We start from the raw sequence: 18,563 nt of genomic DNA on the forward strand, positions 1-18,563 counted from the left end.
GAAAATAAGAATGATTTTCTATGATGAGAATAATTTAGATGTAATAGAAAAGGATTTAAGATATCTCAGACTATTATCTAAAGAATACTCTACAATATCTAGTGCAAGTACGGAAATTATAAATCTTCAGGCTATATTAAACCTACCCAAGGCTACAGAACATTTTATAAGTGATGTTCACGGGGAATATGAATCTTTTACCCATATGTTGAGGAACGCATCAGGAGTTATAAAAAGAAAGATAGATGATGTATTTGGAGATTCTCTGAGAGAAGAACAAAAGGCTGCCTTGGCCACTCTTATATATTATCCAGAGAAAAAACTAGAGATTATTAAAGAAAAAGAAGAAAATTTAGAAGACTGGTACAGGATAACTTTATATCAATTGATTGAAGTATGTAGGGATGTGGCATCTAAATATACCAGATCCAAAGTCAGGAAGGCTTTTCCAAAAGATTTTTCGTATATAATAGAAGAACTTTTAAATAAGCAGGATGATAGATCAGATAAACAAGCCTATTATAGTGGAATAATAAAGACAATAATAGAGATAGATAGGGCTCCTGAAATCATAATAGCTATTTCAAATGTGATAAGAAGACTTGTTGTAGACAGGCTTCATATTATAGGAGATATATATGACAGGGGACCGGGAGCAGAAATTATAATGGATGCCCTTATGAAACATCATTCTGTAGATATACAATGGGGAAATCACGATGTACTTTGGATGGGAGCAGCTTCAGGATGTGAAGCTTGTATGGCTAATGTATTGAGAATATCATTAAGATATGCTAATTTAAAAACCATAGAGGATGGTTATGGAATAAATTTACTTCCTCTTGCAACCTTTGCTTTAGAATTTTATCAGGATGATCCTTGTGAAAGGTTTATTCCTAAAACCTTGGATAAAGAGATAAGTAAAAATGAACTGTATCTTTTGGCAAAAATGCATAAAGCTATAGCTATAATGCAATTTAAGCTGGAGGGGCAAATAATAAAAAGACGACCTGAATTTAAAATGGAAGACAGGCTTTTACTGGATAAAATAGATGTGGAAAATTGGGAAATAAATGTATATGGGAATACCTACAAATTAAATGATATAAATTTTCCTACAGTAGACTGGAATGATCCCTATAAACTCACTGCCAGGGAAGAAGAGATTATTGATAAACTGACTAATTCTTTTGTAAATAGTGAAAAGCTCCAAAGACATATCAGATTTTTATACAGTAAGGGAAGTATGTATTTGGTCTACAATTCTAATCTTTTATACCATGGATGTATACCATTAAATGAAGATGGAAGCCTTAAAGAAGTTAAGATAGGAAAGATAAATTACAGCGGGAAAGAGCTTCTTGATAGATATGATCGTGTAGCAAGAGATGCATTTTTCTTTAAACATAATACTTATAATAAAAAGTATGGCATGGATATGATGTGGTATATGTGGTGTGGAGAAGATTCTCCTGTGTTTGGAAAAATAAGAATGACAACTTTTGAAAGATATTTTATTAATGAAAAGGATTCACATTATGAACAAAAAAATTATTACTATAAGTATAGGGATAATGAAGAAGTATGTAGAAATATATTAAAAGAATTTAATCTATCTCCAGATAGTTCACATATTATAAATGGGCATATTCCTGTAAAGACAAAAGAAGGAGAAAGTCCTATAAAGGCAAATGGAAGATTGCTTGTAATAGATGGAGGATTTTGTAAGGCATATCAGCCTGAAACAGGTATTGCGGGATATACCCTAATATATAATTCCTATGGTTTGCTGCTTACTTCCCATGAACCTTTTTCTGCCATAAAGAATGCCATAGAAGAGGACAAGGATATATTATCTTCTACTATAATTTTAGAACATGCCGCTAGAAGAAAACGGGTGATGGACACAGATGTAGGTACAAAAATCAGGGCACAGGTAGCAGATCTTGAAAAGCTTTTGATTGCCTATAGAAAAGGATTGATAAAAGAAGATAACAATGAGTTGGAATGAAGATGTGATTAATATAATTTAACATTTTAGTGGTAAAATCATTATTTCTGAAAAGAATAATTTTACCACTTTTTCATTATAATAGTGAAGAGAATATTCTGCAAAAAGCCTCAAAAAATTTAATAAAAGGGGATAAGTTATCAAAATACTCCTGAGTAATTCTTTTGCTGTTTTGAATGTCTTCAAAAAATAAATTTTCAAGTTCTTCTGTAGTTTCTTCATCATAAATCATAGCATTTATTTCATAATTTAATTCATAGCTTCTTATGTCCATATTGGCAGTACCGATGGTACATACCTTACCGTCTATAGAGGTAGTTTTTGAATGTATAAAACTATCTTTATTATAAAAGTAAACTTTTACTCCATTTTTAAGAACATCTTCTAAATAAGTTCGGGAAGCATAATATACTAGTATGTGATCGAATCTGCCAGGGAATATAATGCGAACATCCACGCCGCTTAAGGAGGAAACTTTTAGTGCATTTAATATACTTTCCGTAGGCACAAAATAAGGTGTAGTTATGTAAATATGATCTTTTGCCATACTTATCATTTTTAAAACTGCCTGTTCGATAGCAGGAAATTGGGAGTCAGGTCCGCTTTTTACAAGTTGCATTAATTTATTGCCTGTAGTGTTGCTGGAGACTTCAGGAAAAAATTCCTCAAAGTTTCCATCATAGAAAAAATAGTCTTTATTGGCCGATTTTATGGTGGCGAAATCATCTATAAAAACTGCCTGCAGCCCAAATACAAAATCGCCTTCTACCATTATATGTGTATCACGCCAATAACCATATTTGCTGTGACCTAGATATTCATCACCTATATTTATTCCTCCTACAAAGCCTACTTTACCATCAATTACTACTGTCTTTCTATGATTTCTATAATTTATCTGTGTGTTTATATGCCTTAAAATTGGAGCTAAAAAATAGGAATATTGAACTACATCCACTCCTGAATTTTTTAAGTCGTTTATATATTTTCTACCTAATCGTATACATCCTACTCTGTCTAAAATGAGCCTTACACTTACACCACTTAAAGATTTTTCTATTAGGATATCTTTTATTTCATTTCCTATGTTATCATTTTTAATTATATAATATTCTATATGAATGTGGTGTTGTGCTTTTAAAAGTTCTTCTTTCAGGCATTTAAATTTTTCTATTCCATTTTTAAATATTTTTATGGAATTATTTGCAAATAACGGGGATTCACTATTTTTAGAAAGAAGTTCAATTAAAGGGGTATAGGTATTGTCTTTTATATCTTTTATAACTTCATATATTAATTCTTCTATATTTATATTTGTTTCTTCATGGAGCTTATGTTTTTTCCAATTGCGTCCTAAAAATGTATACACTATCAATCCCACAACAGGAAGTACTATGAAAACTGATAACCATGCAATTGTTTTTTCTGGATTTTTTCTTTCTAAAATTATAACTGTTACAGATAATATGGCATTTATTACAATTAGGAAATAGAGGATATCCTTCATATTATTATCACCTCTTTCTATAAAATAAGATATTTTAATTTAAATATTGTAATAAAAAATATGTAATTGTTTTTTATGTATTTATAGTATTAAAAAACTCAATGTAGTATCATCTAATTAATAATATACACTATTGATGTAAAATTGATAGTAGTTCCAATAAAATATAATTATAAACTTCGTAATATAATATGAATGCAAAACTATTACCGTAAAATGTAAAAGAAACATAAATTTTTATAAAAATTTAAACAAAATTCATGATTTTTTATAAGTGTAATAGAGCAAAAGCTGTGATATAATAATAATATAAATTATAATGAAAATCCAATATAAATTGGGAGGGGAAAAATTGTTAAGATGCCAAATATGTGGAAAACCGGCAGACAAACATCATATAGTTTATAGGAGTCAAGGAGGATTAGATTTTCCTTTGAATTTTAAATATCTTTGTTCAGAACATCATAGAGGAAAGAACGGACCTCATAAAAATAAGAAAATAGACCTGGAATATAAACTAGAAATGCAAAAGCAACTTGAAAAATTACTGTATAAGAAATTTTATAGGTTGGATGAATTAAGTACCCTTCTCCAAATTAACAAAAGAATATTAAAAAAACTTTTTAAGGACTATAAGTTGTATAAAGAAGGATATAAAAGTATTGATGTGGTATATAGGCTTATGGGTAACAAAATATACACAGAATATATGATAGAAGAATATTATGATTTTACAGCTAATTTTTAAACAGTTCTTTGAAAATTTATTTTATAAATTGTTATATTATTAAGTTATGATTAAATGTAGATAGCAAATAATGCTTTTTAAAGGGAGTATTTATTATAAAATCTATAATTATCAGTACTGTTAATCAAGTGATTCTTAAGTCCAGGTGAGTTATTATGAGGAATACTTTCTCCATCTGAGTCTTAGTAGCAGTATTCTCGGTACTTTTAGTACTTAGAATATGTTATCCTTTAGGGGAAAAACTTATCCAGGGGGGTGTAACAGTGCGTATCTTCCATTTTGAAGAAGATGGGTATTAACTAATTATAACTTTTGGGTAAAATTATCTCTTAAATAGGCACTTTATATTAACTTAAATTTTACGAAATGTTATAAAAGGGATAATAGATACAGGTTACTTTCTAAAAGATTAAGTTAGATAAGGGGGTTATTAACATGAAAGAGAATATACTTATGTTGTTAACACTAGAGGAAATAAGTAATATAACGAAAGGTTTAAAACTTGCAATAGAGGCGGTCAATGAAGATGGTTTAAACATTGATGAAGAGTTGGAAGATAATATAGAAGATGTACTTAAAAAATTACTTCAAGTAGAGGCTGAATGTTCCAGATAATAAGACTGGATCAATTAAAATTTTCAGTTTAAAGTAAATAATTGGTCTGGTTTATGAAATTAAAGCTTACTTAGTGGATAATTTTTTAATCATGAGGACATATTTTATTTGTTGAGGCAGGTTAAATAAAACATTTAGCCTTAAATATATAAATTATGTAATATTAAGGAGTAGAAAATATATGAATATAGCATTTTTTCTCACACCTAAAGAGGATGTAGTCTGTGAAACTCCTAATTCATCTATGAGACAAGCACTTGAGAGGATGGAAAAATACAGATATACAGCCATTCCCCTTATTGATAATAAGGGAAAGTATGTAGGGACTCTTACAGAAGGGGATTTATTGTGGAAATTAAAAGATACCCAGGAGTTTAACTTTAAAAATACAAGCAAAATATTATTAAAGGAAATTCCAAGACATATGAATAATAAACCTGTTAGAATCAATTCTAATATGGAAGATTTGGTATCTTTAGCTGTTAATCAAAATTTTGTACCAGTGATAGATGATAATGATGTTTTTATAGGAATTATTAAACGAAGTGATATAATAAACTATTGTTACAGGGAATTGTTTGATAAAAATTGTAATTTTACTTTAAATATGAGATAAATATTTTTTGAATTTAGTCATTAATAATTATTGACAGTATATTATTTAAGTGATACTATATTAATAATTTAATTAGTAAATCCTTTGACGAGGAATAGTAGCTATGCTGTTGGATTCTAGAGAGTTGAGAAGGGTGGGATCTCAATATTACAACTTGTAGTGAATGGGCCTAAGAGGAGTGAATTGAAATCTATGATTTATAGAGAGTAGTGGTTAACGTTAGCCGTACGTTACAACGGATAGGGCATGTTGGTGCCTGAAAGAGAGGTGTTTTAAAAAACACAATTTAGGTGGTACCGCGGGTAATATCTCCGTCCTAGTTTTTAGGATGGGGATTTTTTATTTTGTTTGGAAAGGACTGTATAGGAGGTGGCCATCATGTTATGAAAGTATAGTGGTAGTTATAATATAAATAATCATATTGATTTGAGGAAGATTGTATTTAATATAATTTAAGGGAGTGTTATTTATGAATTTGAAAAGGATGATTATAAATTCTATATTGCTTGCTATAGGTGCTGTATTGCATCAGATCGCACCGCCTCTTATACTTGGAATGAAACCAGATGTTTCGCTGGCAATGCTTTTTGTAATACTCATATTTAATAGAGAGTATAAAACCTGTCTTGCTGCAGGTATTGTAGCAGGTATTTTGGCTGCAGCAACTACAACTTTTCCAGGTGGACAATATGCAAATGTAATAGACAAAATAATAACTATAAATGTAATGTTTTTACTTTTCAAACCATTTAGAGATAAATTGAACAATCAAATAAATATTATAATAATTACTGCTCTTGGAACTATAGTCAGTGGATCTACATTTTTGGCAGTAATTTTAATTACCATGGGACTTGATGCTGGATTTAGTGTGATGTTTTTCTCGGTGGTTTTACCTGCAGCAGTGGTAAATACTATAGTAGGTGCAATTTTATTTAATATTATAAATGTAGCTTTAAAGAGAGGTTCTATTAAACAAGCATAGATATGAAAGTATATTACTGATGATGTTAACTTTTTTGGTATTAATTTTATAGAGTATTAATTTGAAAATTGTATAAACTTTAGTTAGAGGAATATAGCTTGTAACTGTGACTTAATGGTCGGGTGAGATTTTAACACCCGGCCTTAATTTATTCATTTATATATTTACATGTATATAAAATATATCTATTATATATTAAAGTAGGTATAAAATTTACTGAACCTTAGAATGATTTTACTATGGAAGGAGAATACAATTATGCCTGAGAAATATTGGCCTGAAACAGTTATACTTTGGGGAGCTGGTGCTACCCAGAACTTGGGACTTCATGCAACAAAGGAGTTGATAAAATTAATTTTAGATATCAACAACAATGATTTTTCTTTTTTAAAGGATAAAGATAAAAAATTGGCTGATGCTTTTAAAAAATTAGTAACAGAGGATCTAATAAAGGATTCAATGCTTTCTAGAATATATGATTTAAAGGCACTCAATATCATAATAAGTACCAATAATAAATTTAATATGCATGATCTTTTTACTATGTTGGATCAACTTATTGAAAATGATATGGGATTTAACGCATTTTGTAATGGCAGAACACAATTTTTAAGGGTGGAAAGGGTAAAGGCTGCAAAACGATGCCTCATTTTGCTTATTGAAGAATTAGAAAGATTAAGTGTACAAAAAACTCCGGGATATGTAGACAGAGAAAAAATAGAACCTTATTATGAATTTGCTAAAATTCTCACAGAACTTATGATTGAAGAAGCAAGAGCTTTTGAAAGCAGGGGATATAAAAGGGATACTAGAAGATTTTATCTTTACTCCTATGCCATAATATCATTTAATTGGGACCCTTTAATACTCTGGAATATATTTAATGTACATAAGGAAGAAAATAAAAAGCCTATATGTCTTAGGGATGGTTTGGAATTACAATTATATGATGATTTTGGTACGAAAGTAGCTTCAAATTATTTAGATGGAGATGAATCTGAAATATGGTATACTTCAGATGAGTCTCAGTGTAGAAGTATTAATAACTATAGTTATCCATCTAGAATAGCCAGGATAGGTAAAGTGTTATTTCCACATGGCATGTTTGGTTCTAGAATTTGCCCAGAATGTGGTAAATCTATAATCACCTTTGAAGAGAGATGGGATAGGTTATCCACAGAAATTTTTGGACCTTCTATTTTACAGGATTTACAAAAAAATTGGAGATATAGAACCTATAAAGAAAATAAATATAAAAAAGGTGCTATAGAATGTCCTTATTGTGGACAGATAACCTATCCTTATGATATGACGCTTATAATACAGAGTCTTTCAAAGCAAAAAAATGTGCCAGCTTTAGAGGAACTGAAAACGGAAATGGGGCTACTTATGAAGAATGCAAAACATATAATATTTGCAGGATATAGCTTGCCTCTTGATGATATAATGGTTAAAACATTTTTTATGTCTTCCATATCTGGAAATGACAAAAATAAATTAAAGTGTACTGTTATAAATTATGATGAAAAATATAGAGGGGAAGATTGGTTAACAGGTCAAAACATATACAAATATATGAGAAGATCTAAAAATCATTCTGTAGTGGAATGTATAAAAAATGTACTTGATATATTTTTGGAAAAAAATGTAAGAGTATGTCTTAAAGGAATACCAGAGGTATTCATGAAAGATGGAAAAATAAGTAAAAAGAAGGTAATAGAAATATTGTATCCTAGGGATTATTTCAGAGAAGGATTCCCTATAAAAAGAGATTGACTAATATAGAATTATTTAAAGTAATTAAGGAAAATTGTTAATTAATATACAAGTATATTAATTGTACTAATGATTTATAAAGCTTTAATCTAGATATAATAACGATTTCATTTCTCTGTAGAAATGTTGATATAGATAATTATGAATTTATATATAAAAAAATTGTGTTTTTTTTAACTAACATATTGAACTTTTTTTTTTACATGATAAAATAAAATTGTCAGTATTTCTAGAAAAACTGAACTAAATTTATAAAGGAGGTTCCGTGTTGTATCTTGAAATAGAATAACAACGGAGAAAACTAATGGAGAGACAAATAAGAACAAGATTAAAGTTTAATATTAAGCAGATTACAACAATTGGTATGCTATCTGGAATTTCTATTATGCTTGGATTAACTGGATTGGGATTTATACCTATTCCACCAGTTAAAGCTACTATAATGCATGTTCCTGTAATAATAGGAGCTATTTTAGAAGGTCCTCTGGTAGGAGCTATGGTTGGCCTTATTTTTGGAGTGTTTAGTATAATTCAATCTATAACTGCACCTACACCGGTTTCTTTTGCTTTTATAAATCCATTGGTATCAGTTTTACCAAGGATATTAATAGGACTAGTATCTTATTATTTATATAGGGCTATCAGTAGCAAAAATAGAAAGATCATACCTATGGGAATAGCTGCAGCAGTTGGCTCCCTAGTAAACACTGTAGGAGTTTTAGGAATGATATACCTTATATATTTAGAGCCTTATGCAAAAGCTTTGCATATAAGTTTAGGGGCTGCAAAAAATGGCATATTGGCAGTAGCTTTTACTAATGGTATACCAGAGATGATTCTATCTGTGATTATTACAATATCTGTTATCACTGCAGTAAATAAGATTAGACATAATTAGTAAAATAGTTTATGATTAAATAAAAAATAAGGTTAAAAAGTTCCCCTAAGTCTGATAGGCTTAGGGTTTTAATATTGGGAGGGAAAAATGAAAAATATTTTATTCAATACCATAGAAGGAATTAAAGTGGGAAATGCACAAAACTTAAATGGACCTACAGGCTGCACTGTGGTTATATGTGAAGAAGGAGCATCAGCAGGGGTGGATGTAAGGGGAGGTTCTCCAGGCACCAGAGAAACAGATCTTTTGAATCCAGTAAACTTGGTAGATAAAATTCATGCGGTGATTCTATCCGGTGGAAGTGCTTTTGGATTAGATGCATCAGGTGGCGTGATGCAGTATTTGGAGGAAAAAAATATAGGGTTTGATGTAACAGTTACAAAAGTACCCATAGTTTGCGGAGCTGTCTTATTTGATCTTGCCGTAGGAGATTTTACTATAAGGCCCAATAAGCTTATGGGATATGAAGCTTGCGTAAATTCTGAGTTGAATTTATGTGAAAATGGCAATGTGGGAGCTGGAGCTGGAGCAACTGTGGGTAAAATAAAAGGAGGTGAATATTCCATGAAGGGGGGACTTGGTTCCTTTGCAGTTCAAGTAGGAGATTTAAAGGTGGGAGCTTTGGTAGCTGTAAACTGTCTTGGAGATGTGGTAGATAGTAAGACTGGACGGATAATAGCAGGAGCATTAAATGAGGATAAAAAATCCTTTGCAAATACAGAAAGTATAATGCTTGAAACTTATTATGAAAAGAAAAATTTATTTAATAGAAATACAACTATTGGAGTAGTGGTGAATAACGGGAAATTTACAAAATCAGAAATGAATAAAGTTGCCTCTATGGCCCATAATGGATATGCTAGAACTATGAGACCTGCCCATTCTATCTTTGATGGAGATACTATTTTTTCCATGGCTACGGGAAAAGTAGAAGCAGATCTAAGTGTAGTAGGTTTTTTATCTGCACAAGTTATGGAAATGGCCATTATAAATGCTGTAAAAAATTCTGAATCCATATTGGGATATAAAAGTTACAAGGATATTTAATGAGTGTTCTTAGTGTATTTAGCATTTAGAATACGTTATCCTTTAGGAGAAGAACTTATCCAGCGTAGCAGTGCTTATCCCCCACTTTCAAGAAGATGTGGGTGTTAGCAATGATAGCCTTCGGATAAAAAGGAGTTTATATAACCGAATATTTCTAATGAAGAATAAAAAGTGTATATAAGTTAAGTTTTAAACAGGAAACCCTATATTTATGATAAAATATAACTTGTAAGTGCATTAATATAGATATAAAGGGAGTGGGATTTTATGACAAATAATGATCAGACAAATTCAGTAGATGAAATAGTAAGTGAAACTGGTATGGAGTCTGTATGGAGTAAACTTGAAAATAAGTTTAACAATGGAGAGGTTTTAGAAGTAGTTGTAAAAGAGGTAGTTAAAGGGGGAATTATAGCATATTTATATGGACTTAGGGCTTTTATACCTGCCTCTCATATTTCTATAAGGTATACGGAGGATCTTAAAGAATTTATTGGTAAAACTTTAAAGGTGAAATTGATACAGCTAGATAGAATTAAAAATAAAGTTGTATTATCAGGTAAAGAAGTAGAAAAACTGGAACTTGAAGAAAAGTCAAAAGAATTATGGAATACCCTATCAAAAGGAGACAAGGTAGAAGGAAGAGTAAGCAGAATAACAAACTTTGGGGTTTTTATAGATTTAGGGGGAGTAGAAGGACTTGCCCATATATCTGAATTATCATGGAAAAAAGTAAAAAATCCTTCAGAAGTAGTATCTGTAGGAGATAAATTGAATGTTTATGTATTAAATTTAGATAGAGATAGAAATAGAATTTCTCTTTCTGTAAAGAGAGTATTAAATAGTCCTTGGGAGAATATAGGTGAAAGATATAAAGTAAATGACATAGTGGAGGGAGTAGTAAGTAAAGTTATAGGTATAGGTGCTTTTGTAGAAATTGAACCGGGTCTTGAGGGTCTGGTGCACATATCCCAGATATCACAGGAACATGTTACTGCACCAGAAGAAATTTTAAAAGTAGGAGATAAAGTAAAAGTAAAAATACTAAATGTAGATGAAAAAGCAAGTAGAATATCATTGAGTATAAAAGAAGCTGAGGATAAATTCTCTTCAAATTTTAAAGAATATTTAGATGAAGATAGTGATAAAATTACATTAGGAGATTTATTTAAAGATAAATTAAAAGATATAAAATTTAATTAAAAAGAAATTTAATTTCTTTTTCAAATTAATTATATAATCTATGATAAATATTAATGCTTAAATATTAGAATAAAAAATTTAGAATGGATAAATAATAAGTGAATAATTATGTAATAAAATGTTGTAAAATATATGGTTTTATATGTATTATTGAATAGGGAAAAAGTGTAGTAATAGATGAAAGCTGGTGTTAATATGGATTATAGAGTTTTAGACATGTTAAATGTATCTGAACTTAAGGAGTTTATGGAAAGTATCTATAATATGACAGGAATAGCCTGTGTTATTTTAGATACTAAAGGGGAAACAATAAATATGGTTTCAGAGTATGATGTGTTTGATAGCTTAGAAGATGATGATTGCCATTTTAATATATTTAATCAAATTAACAGGGGAAAAAAGGTGGCAATCCATAAATGCAATAATGGATTAATTTATGTAGGCATACCTATATTTATGATAAAAAAACATGTTGGGACTATATTGTTAAGTCCTGTATTTTTAAAAAAAAGTAATAGAAGAACTTTTAGAATGTGGTCCAACAAGGAGAATTGTTACGGGTATAAACAAAGATATGTGACAAATGTAGAAGGAATACCCATTATGGAATGGAAAAAATTAAAAAAAATTATTAAATTTTTTTACAATTCTTCTCTGATATTAGGTAAAATAGGTGATAGACTTATAAGGGATCTGGACAAAAATAAAATGTTAAACCAAAGTTATAGAACACTTTCAGATGTATATAAACGTTTGAGTATAGCTCAAAATGAATTGAAGTTTCAGTATGACAAAATTGAAAAAATAGCTTATTATGATGAGCTGACAGGATTACCAAATTGGAATCTTTTTGGTATGGAAGTGGAAAATAGAATTAAAAAAAATCCTGATGAAGGGTTTTCTATATTTCAAATAGATTTGGATAATTTTAAAAATGTAAATGATATATTTGGATACGAATTTGGGGATAAATTGCTAAGGGAAATAGGTAATGCTTTAAATTCATTGGATATGGGAATAGTTTCAAGATCTTCTGGAAATGAGTTTTTGATTTTGAAGGACAGATGTGAAAATATAGACAGTTTAAATGATACTGCCCAGTATATTTTAAATACCATAAGTGGACTTTGGAACCTGGATGGAAATGAAATATTGATATCAGTCAGTATTGGTATAACAGTTTATCCTAGAGATGGAGATAAATTTACTACTTTGATTAGAAATACAGATATAGCTTTAAATAAAACAAAATTATCAGGAAAGAATTCCTATAAATTATTTCAAAAGTCTATGTATGATGAAATCTTAAAGAAAGCTGAAATGGAAAAGGAATTAAGAAGGGCAATACAAAATGATGAATTTATTTTGTACTATCAGCCACAGGTAGATTTAAAAACCAGAAAAGCCGTGAGTTTTGAGGCGTTAATCAGATGGAAAAATTCAAGGTTTGGATGGGTTATGCCACTAGATTTTATAAGTTTGGCTGAAGAAACAGGGCTTATAGTGCCTATAGGAGAATGGGTTCTTAAAACTGCTTGCATACAAAATAAAATGTGGAAAAGCAAGGGATATTCCTACGATTTTATATCCATAAATGTGTCGCCTATACAATTAAAGGATAAAAACTTTTTAGATATGGTAAAAAAAATTTTGGGAGAAACTGAATTGGAATCACGGTACCTAGAAATAGAGATAACTGAAAGTGTTATGATGGAATCTCTTGAGGGAAATTTAAAAGTGATAAATGAATTAAAAAGTATGGGTATAAGGGTGGCGTTAGATGATTTCGGAAGTGGATATTCTTCCTTAAATTATTTAAAGAGTATTCCAATAAATACTCTTAAAATAGATAAAACCTTTATAGATGGAATATGTAAAGATTCTTATAAAGATATCATAACAGAAGAAATAATAAAGCTTGCCCATAGGATGGAATTAGAAGTAGTAGCAGAAGGTGTGGAGGGAGAGGAGCAGATACAATCTTTACAGGGGAAAAACTGTAATAAGATTCAGGGATATTACTTTGGAAAGCCTATGCCATCAGAACATGTAGAAACCTTATTCAAAAAACAATCTGCAATATGATTTTCAAAATGAAAAGAAGTATTCATATTACAAATGATTTTAAAAAGTATAAAGCCCCTCTATTTTTAGTACATAGAGGGGCTTTATTACGAGTGAAAAAGTTTGAATGTAAATTTATTATAATTCCCATATGTCATAGGGGATTAGTGGTAAACTTCCCAAATCACTTCCACGATCAACATTAGGACTTGTAGTTATAAATTCTTTTAATATAATCTCTGCTCCACTTTTCCAGGTTTTATAGCCGGTGCTTATCAATGTTATGTATTTATCACCTTTTTTAATATTTTCTATGACTTTATCTATCTGTTGATCTTGGAAATTGGTACCGAATTCTTCTTCTCCCAGTACCTCACATACTCTAACCTTTGTAATATGTGCATCACCCTTAGTACAGTTATAATTTTCATATTCTACTTTAATAATTCCATAAGTCATATTATCATCTCCTTTCACCACATTATTATAACATTTTTATGGGTGCATCCAATACACTCTAAGTATAACTTTAAATGATTTTTAAGTTTTCAAAGATTTTGTTAAGTAGAAGTATGTACTGTTATAGAAGAACAGAGCAGCAGTGGAAATTGGAGATTGGCAGATAGTTATTGTTAATTAAAGGGTATAAAATAGCCAGATGGAATTTATCTATGATAAATTCCATCTGGATTTCAGAAATATATTGTTTACTTTGATATTCTAAAATAGTATTCTGGAGTATTTTCCGTAATTGCTTTAAATTCATAACCACAATCTTTGTAGTATTTTATGATTTTAGGAAGTACTTTGCAGGTATTCTCATTGGTACCGTCGCAATGTGCCAGTAGAAATATTTTGTTTGGATTTACGCATTTTTTTGTGGCCTCATTATATAATTTATCAACGGGTGTTCTGTAGTTTATACCGTCTGACAAGGAAAGATTCCAATCATATATCTTATATTCATTAGTGTGCAGTTTTTCTAGAAGAGAAGTAGTAAGATGATTTTTGCTTCCTGTAGGAAAACGTATTATTTTAGGAGAAAATCCTAAAAATTTTTTTACCTCATTTTCAGTTTTTGTCATTTCCTCTAAAAAAGAATTTTCACTGGAATATATCACATTACATTTATGAGTGTATGTATGCAGACCTACACTGTGGCCTTCATTGTGCATCCTTTTTAACAAATCTTCTCGGCCTTCAATTTTATAGCCTATTATAAAAAAAGAAGCTTTTACATTTTGTTCTTTTAAAATATCCAATATTTCACCTGTAACTGTACTGCTGGGGCCGTCATCAAAAGTGAGATATATTACTTTACCTTGGGGGGTAGTGTTTATATCTTCTGAAGATAATAAACCTTTTGAAACAGCTCCTACAGGAGAAGTATAATACATTACCATGTATAAAATAAATATTGTAGTTAATAAAAAATGTTTAATTTTCATTTAAACATATCTCCTTTGCTTTTAGGATTTCGTCCCTATTAGTATTTGCTTTTATATTTAATTTATAAGTATTTAAGTAAAAACATTGAAAAATAGGTTTTGCTATGTTTTATATAAGTGTGATAATATATGTTATATTGTTTAGTTATTTTGGCATGTAAAAAGGAGTGAAAAAAGTGGAAGTTTATTTTGACAACAGTGCTACCACTAAGCCCTATGATGAAGTTATAGAGTCTATGGCAGATTCTATGAGAGAATATTATGGAAATCCTTCTTCTGCATATTCTTTAGGGTTAAAGGCAGAATTAAAGATAAAAGAGAGTAGAAAAATAATAGCTAATACTATAAATTGTAGTAGAGATGAAATAATATTTACTTCTGGAGGAAGTGAAAGTAATAATTTTTTAATAAAAGGTTTTATTGAGCCAGGGAAACATATTATAACCACTAAAATAGAACACCCTAGTATATTGAATACTTGTAAACAGTTAGAAAAACAAGGGATAAAAGTTACTTACTTAAATGTAGATAACAGGGGAGAAATAGATTTGGAAGAATTGGATGCAAGTATTACCAAAGAAACTCACATAGTAAGTATAATGCATACCAATAATGAAATTGGAAGCCTTCAAAATATTGAATATATAGGTAAATACATAAAAGAGAAAAATAGCAGAATAAAATTTCATGTAGATGCGGTTCAGGGCTATGGGAAGTATGAAATAGATGTAAAAAAGAGTAATATAGATTTATTATCTGCAAGTGCACATAAGATTCATGGTCCCAGAGGAATTGGCATTGCCTATATTAGAAAAGGGTTTATTCCCTTACCTTTAATATGTGGGGGAGGACAGGAAAAGGGTTTTAGATCGGGTACTGAAAATTTGCCTGCTATTGTAGCATTTGCAAAGGCAGCTGAAAAAGTATATGAAAATAGAGAGGAAAGTTTTAATAGGGTAAACAAATTAAAAAATTATTTTATAGGTAAATTAAGGGATATTCCAAAAGTTAAGATAAATAGTGAAGGAGACAACTATTCTCCTTATGTGCTTAGTGTATCTTTTGTTGGGATTAAGGGAGAAGTACTGCTTCATCTCTTAGAAGAAAAACACATATATGTATCCACGGGGTCTGCATGTTCTGCCAGGAATAATGAAGAAAGTCATGTATTAAAGGCCATAGGCCTTGGAAAAGAAGAATTGGATGGAACTATAAGGTTTAGCTTTACAGAAGATAATTCCCTGGAGGAAATAGACTATACTTTGGATGTATTAGTGAAATCTTTAAAATTTTTAAGGAGAGTTGGTAGATGAGAAGGTTATTGCTGATAAAATATGCATCAGAAATATTTTTAAAAGGACTAAATAAAGGTAAGTTTGAAAAAAAACTAAAGGATAATATAAAAAACATTCTAAAAGATATTCAATATAGTTTTGTAATGGATCAAGGAAGATGGTTTATAGAATGCAGTGATATTGAAAAAGGCATAGAAAAATTAAAATCAGTGTTTGGAGTATGGGAAGTTTGTGTAGTAGATGAAGTGGAAGCTGATATGGAAGAAATAAAGGAGCAGGCACTTAAAAATGCTCTTGAAAATGAAGGAAGTACCTTTAAGGTATTTACTAAAAGGGCAAATAAAAGCTTTCCGGGAACATCTATGGAGGTAAGTAGAGAAATTGGAGCTTATATTCTACAAAATACTAAAAATTTAAATGTAGATATAAAAAGTCCAGATTTTTTTATCAATATAGAAATAAGAAGTAAAGCTTATATATACTCAGAGAAAATAAAAGCAGTGGGGGGAATGCCCTATGGCACTAATGGAAATACCATGCTTATGCTCTCTGGAGGAATAGATTCTCCGGTGGCAGGGTATATGATGGCGAGGAGAGGAGTTCAATTAAATTGCATATATTTTCACAGTCATCCCTATACTAGTGAGAGGGCAAAGGAAAAAGTCAAGGAACTTGCAAGGATATTAAAGGGATATACGGGAAATATAAATCTTTATATAACCCCTTTTACAGAAATACAGATGCAAATAATTGAAAAGTGCAGAAAGGACGAATTAACTATAATCATGAGAAGATTCATGATGAGAATAGCCTGTAGTATAGCTGATAATTACAATATAAATTCTGTAACTACAGGTGAAAGCATAGGGCAGGTTGCAAGCCAGACCATGGAGGGGTTGGTTGTAAGTAATCAGGTAGCAGACAGACCGGTGTTCAGGCCTTTGATTGCCATGGATAAAGTAGATATAATGGAAGTGGCAAGAGAAATAGGTACTTATGAAACTTCCATACTGCCTTATGAGGATTGTTGTACCATATTTGTTCCCAAACATCCTAAGACTAAACCAAGACTTCAAGAAATAATAAAATCTGAAGAGAATTTGGATATAGATGCTTTGGTAGAAGAGGCTATAGCAGGTACTGAAGTTTTATCCATATAATTTTAATAAAAAGATGCAGCTCGTCTAGAACTGCATCTTATTTAATGCTATTGGTTTTTCCGTTTAAAATTTTGAGTACGTTATTTTCATAGCCTACAGTATAAACTACGCTATATGTATTTACAGTTGAATTTGATTTGGTTCCCTGGATAGCCTTAATGGTAGCAGATACTTGTACATTACTATTATCAAGTTTACCACAGGTCATAGTGTCTATTTTTACAGATAGAGTTTCTATATAGTCTTTTCTAAAATTATCATAAGTTATGCTTTCCTGCCAACTGGAACCCAGTAATGAGTAAGCAGTTACATAGTCTTGGGAATTTATGTTGTTATAAAAATAGGAAACCAAATAAGCTGCATCCTCTGTAGATAAGTTCAAATGGTCTTCAGTATAGGATTTATCCGCATTCTCTGAGGAAGATGTATATTTTATAGGGTTGTTGGCCCAGATATTTACAAGAGGCAGAACTTGGGTTATTGGTATACTAAAGCCTATAGATTCACTGCCGGATTTGGCAGAATTTATACCAATAACCGCACCTGTAGTTTTATTTAGGAGAGGGCCTCCGCTGTTGCCAGAAGATATAGGAGCAGAAATTTGGTATGTTCCTTTGTATTTATAATTTTCTATGTTGAAATCTCTATCAAGGCCGCTTATTATACCTATGGTAGCTGTATTTTGAAGCCCCAATGGACTACCTAATGCTATTATTTCATCACCTACATCTACACTGCCGGATTTTGATATTTTCATGGGAGTTTTTCCTTTTAATTTGTCAACCCTAACCAGAGCCACGTCTGTCACATCACTTTTACCTATAAGTGTACCTTTGTAAGTAGTGGTATCATACATCTTTACAGTGATAGAGGAAGCACCGTCTATTACATGGGCATTAGTTATTATATCTCCTTTATTATTATACAGAAAGCCAGAACCTGTAACTTTTTCGGCGTTTTTTTCCACATCAAGAGATACAACTAATTTTTGATTTTCATGTATTATTGTTTTTAAATCCTTAGATTTAGGGGTACTTGTAAACTCTTCTATATTCGCTAATTTAGAAGAGTTTTGGAATGTCTTGAGACTTATATTTCTATGTATTAAAAAACATAATGTTATTCCCAGGCCTATAACAACAACTAATATAGTTAGGGAAATTACAAAGTTTTTATTTTTTATCATGTTA

At 30.4% G+C, this 18,563-nt stretch carries 16 protein-coding genes and 1 other annotated feature; of the genes, 12 read left to right on the forward strand and 4 right to left on the reverse strand.

The window, feature by feature from the left end; genetic code table 11:
* Window positions 1-10 precede the first annotated feature (10 nt).
* Window positions 11-2,011, forward strand: a complete 2,001-nt coding sequence (locus tag V7Q02_RS02665; protein WP_333859414.1) for a fructose-1,6-bisphosphatase — start codon at window positions 11-13, stop codon at window positions 2,009-2,011.
* Window positions 2,012-2,087: 76 nt separating this feature from the next.
* On the opposite strand, the gene cls is transcribed toward V7Q02_RS02665, so the two are convergent.
* Entirely contained in the window at window positions 2,088-3,518 is a 1,431-nt protein-coding gene (gene cls, locus V7Q02_RS02670) for a cardiolipin synthase (protein WP_333859415.1), read from the reverse strand.
* Between the two features lie 352 nt (window positions 3,519-3,870).
* Here cls and V7Q02_RS02675 point away from each other — a divergent pair, with 352 nt between their 5' ends.
* The 9 genes from V7Q02_RS02675 (at window position 3,871) to V7Q02_RS02715 (ending at window position 13,491) form a co-directional block, all read left to right on the forward strand.
* A complete protein-coding gene (locus V7Q02_RS02675) occupies window positions 3,871-4,266 on the forward strand; it encodes an HNH endonuclease (protein WP_333859416.1) in 396 nt (131 codons plus the stop codon).
* 435 nt (window positions 4,267-4,701) lie between these two features.
* Window positions 4,702-4,881 (forward strand): hypothetical protein, encoded by a 180-nt coding sequence (locus V7Q02_RS02680; RefSeq protein ID WP_333859417.1) that lies wholly within the window; start codon window positions 4,702-4,704, stop codon window positions 4,879-4,881.
* A gap of 181 nt (window positions 4,882-5,062) precedes the next feature.
* Window positions 5,063-5,497 carry a CBS domain-containing protein gene (locus V7Q02_RS02685; RefSeq protein WP_333859419.1) on the forward strand — a complete coding sequence of 145 codons (435 nt, stop codon included), beginning with the start codon at window positions 5,063-5,065 and terminating at the stop codon, window positions 5,495-5,497.
* 75 nt (window positions 5,498-5,572) lie between these two features.
* Window positions 5,573-5,819: a binding site (T-box leader), on the forward strand.
* A 147-nt stretch (window positions 5,820-5,966) separates the two neighbouring features.
* Entirely contained in the window at window positions 5,967-6,482 is a 516-nt protein-coding gene (locus tag V7Q02_RS02690; RefSeq protein WP_333859420.1) for a tryptophan transporter, read from the forward strand.
* A gap of 258 nt (window positions 6,483-6,740) precedes the next feature.
* Window positions 6,741-8,258: a hypothetical protein gene (locus tag V7Q02_RS02695; RefSeq protein ID WP_333859421.1), complete on the forward strand. Its 1,518-nt coding sequence runs from the start codon at window positions 6,741-6,743 to the stop codon at window positions 8,256-8,258.
* A 304-nt stretch (window positions 8,259-8,562) separates the two neighbouring features.
* A complete protein-coding gene (locus tag V7Q02_RS02700; RefSeq protein ID WP_333859422.1) occupies window positions 8,563-9,156 on the forward strand; it encodes an ECF transporter S component in 594 nt (197 codons plus the stop codon).
* An 87-nt stretch (window positions 9,157-9,243) separates the two neighbouring features.
* Complete coding sequence (locus V7Q02_RS02705; protein ID WP_333859423.1) at window positions 9,244-10,203, forward strand: P1 family peptidase; 960 nt, start codon at window positions 9,244-9,246, stop codon at window positions 10,201-10,203.
* A 267-nt stretch (window positions 10,204-10,470) separates the two neighbouring features.
* Window positions 10,471-11,406, forward strand: a complete 936-nt coding sequence (rpsA, locus tag V7Q02_RS02710; protein WP_333859424.1) for a 30S ribosomal protein S1 — start codon at window positions 10,471-10,473, stop codon at window positions 11,404-11,406.
* A gap of 177 nt (window positions 11,407-11,583) precedes the next feature.
* Window positions 11,584-13,491 carry an EAL domain-containing protein gene (locus V7Q02_RS02715; RefSeq protein ID WP_333859425.1) on the forward strand — a complete coding sequence of 636 codons (1,908 nt, stop codon included), beginning with the start codon at window positions 11,584-11,586 and terminating at the stop codon, window positions 13,489-13,491.
* Window positions 13,492-13,608: 117 nt separating this feature from the next.
* Here the strand turns inward: V7Q02_RS02715 and V7Q02_RS02720 are convergent, their stop codons facing one another.
* Window positions 13,609-13,929 carry a hypothetical protein gene (locus tag V7Q02_RS02720; protein WP_333859426.1) on the reverse strand — a complete coding sequence of 107 codons (321 nt, stop codon included), beginning with the start codon at window positions 13,927-13,929 and terminating at the stop codon, window positions 13,609-13,611.
* A gap of 248 nt (window positions 13,930-14,177) precedes the next feature.
* On the reverse strand, window positions 14,178-14,918 hold the full coding sequence (locus tag V7Q02_RS02725) for a polysaccharide deacetylase family protein (RefSeq protein WP_333859427.1): 741 nt from the start codon (window positions 14,916-14,918) through the stop codon (window positions 14,178-14,180).
* Window positions 14,919-15,094: 176 nt separating this feature from the next.
* On the opposite strand from V7Q02_RS02725, the gene V7Q02_RS02730 reads away from it, so the two are divergent.
* Together V7Q02_RS02730 and thiI are read left to right on the forward strand one after the other, a co-directional pair.
* Window positions 15,095-16,231, forward strand: coding sequence for a cysteine desulfurase family protein (locus V7Q02_RS02730; protein WP_333859428.1), 1,137 nt, complete (start codon window positions 15,095-15,097; stop codon window positions 16,229-16,231).
* Entirely contained in the window at window positions 16,228-17,373 is a 1,146-nt protein-coding gene (gene thiI, locus V7Q02_RS02735; protein WP_333859429.1) for a tRNA uracil 4-sulfurtransferase ThiI, read from the forward strand. The genes V7Q02_RS02730 and thiI overlap by 4 nt, the downstream gene beginning before the upstream one ends.
* Before the next feature lie 37 nt (window positions 17,374-17,410).
* Here thiI and V7Q02_RS02740 read toward each other — a convergent pair whose 3' ends face one another.
* The gene (locus V7Q02_RS02740) at window positions 17,411-18,559 is read right to left on the reverse strand and encodes a S1C family serine protease (RefSeq protein WP_333859430.1); all 1,149 of its coding nucleotides are present in this window, start codon (window positions 18,557-18,559) and stop codon (window positions 17,411-17,413) included.
* Between the last annotated feature and the right edge of the window lie 4 nt (window positions 18,560-18,563).

The organism is Clostridium sp., assembly GCF_036781005.1.
Classification (GTDB): Bacteria; Bacillota; Clostridia; order Clostridiales; family Clostridiaceae; genus Clostridium_B.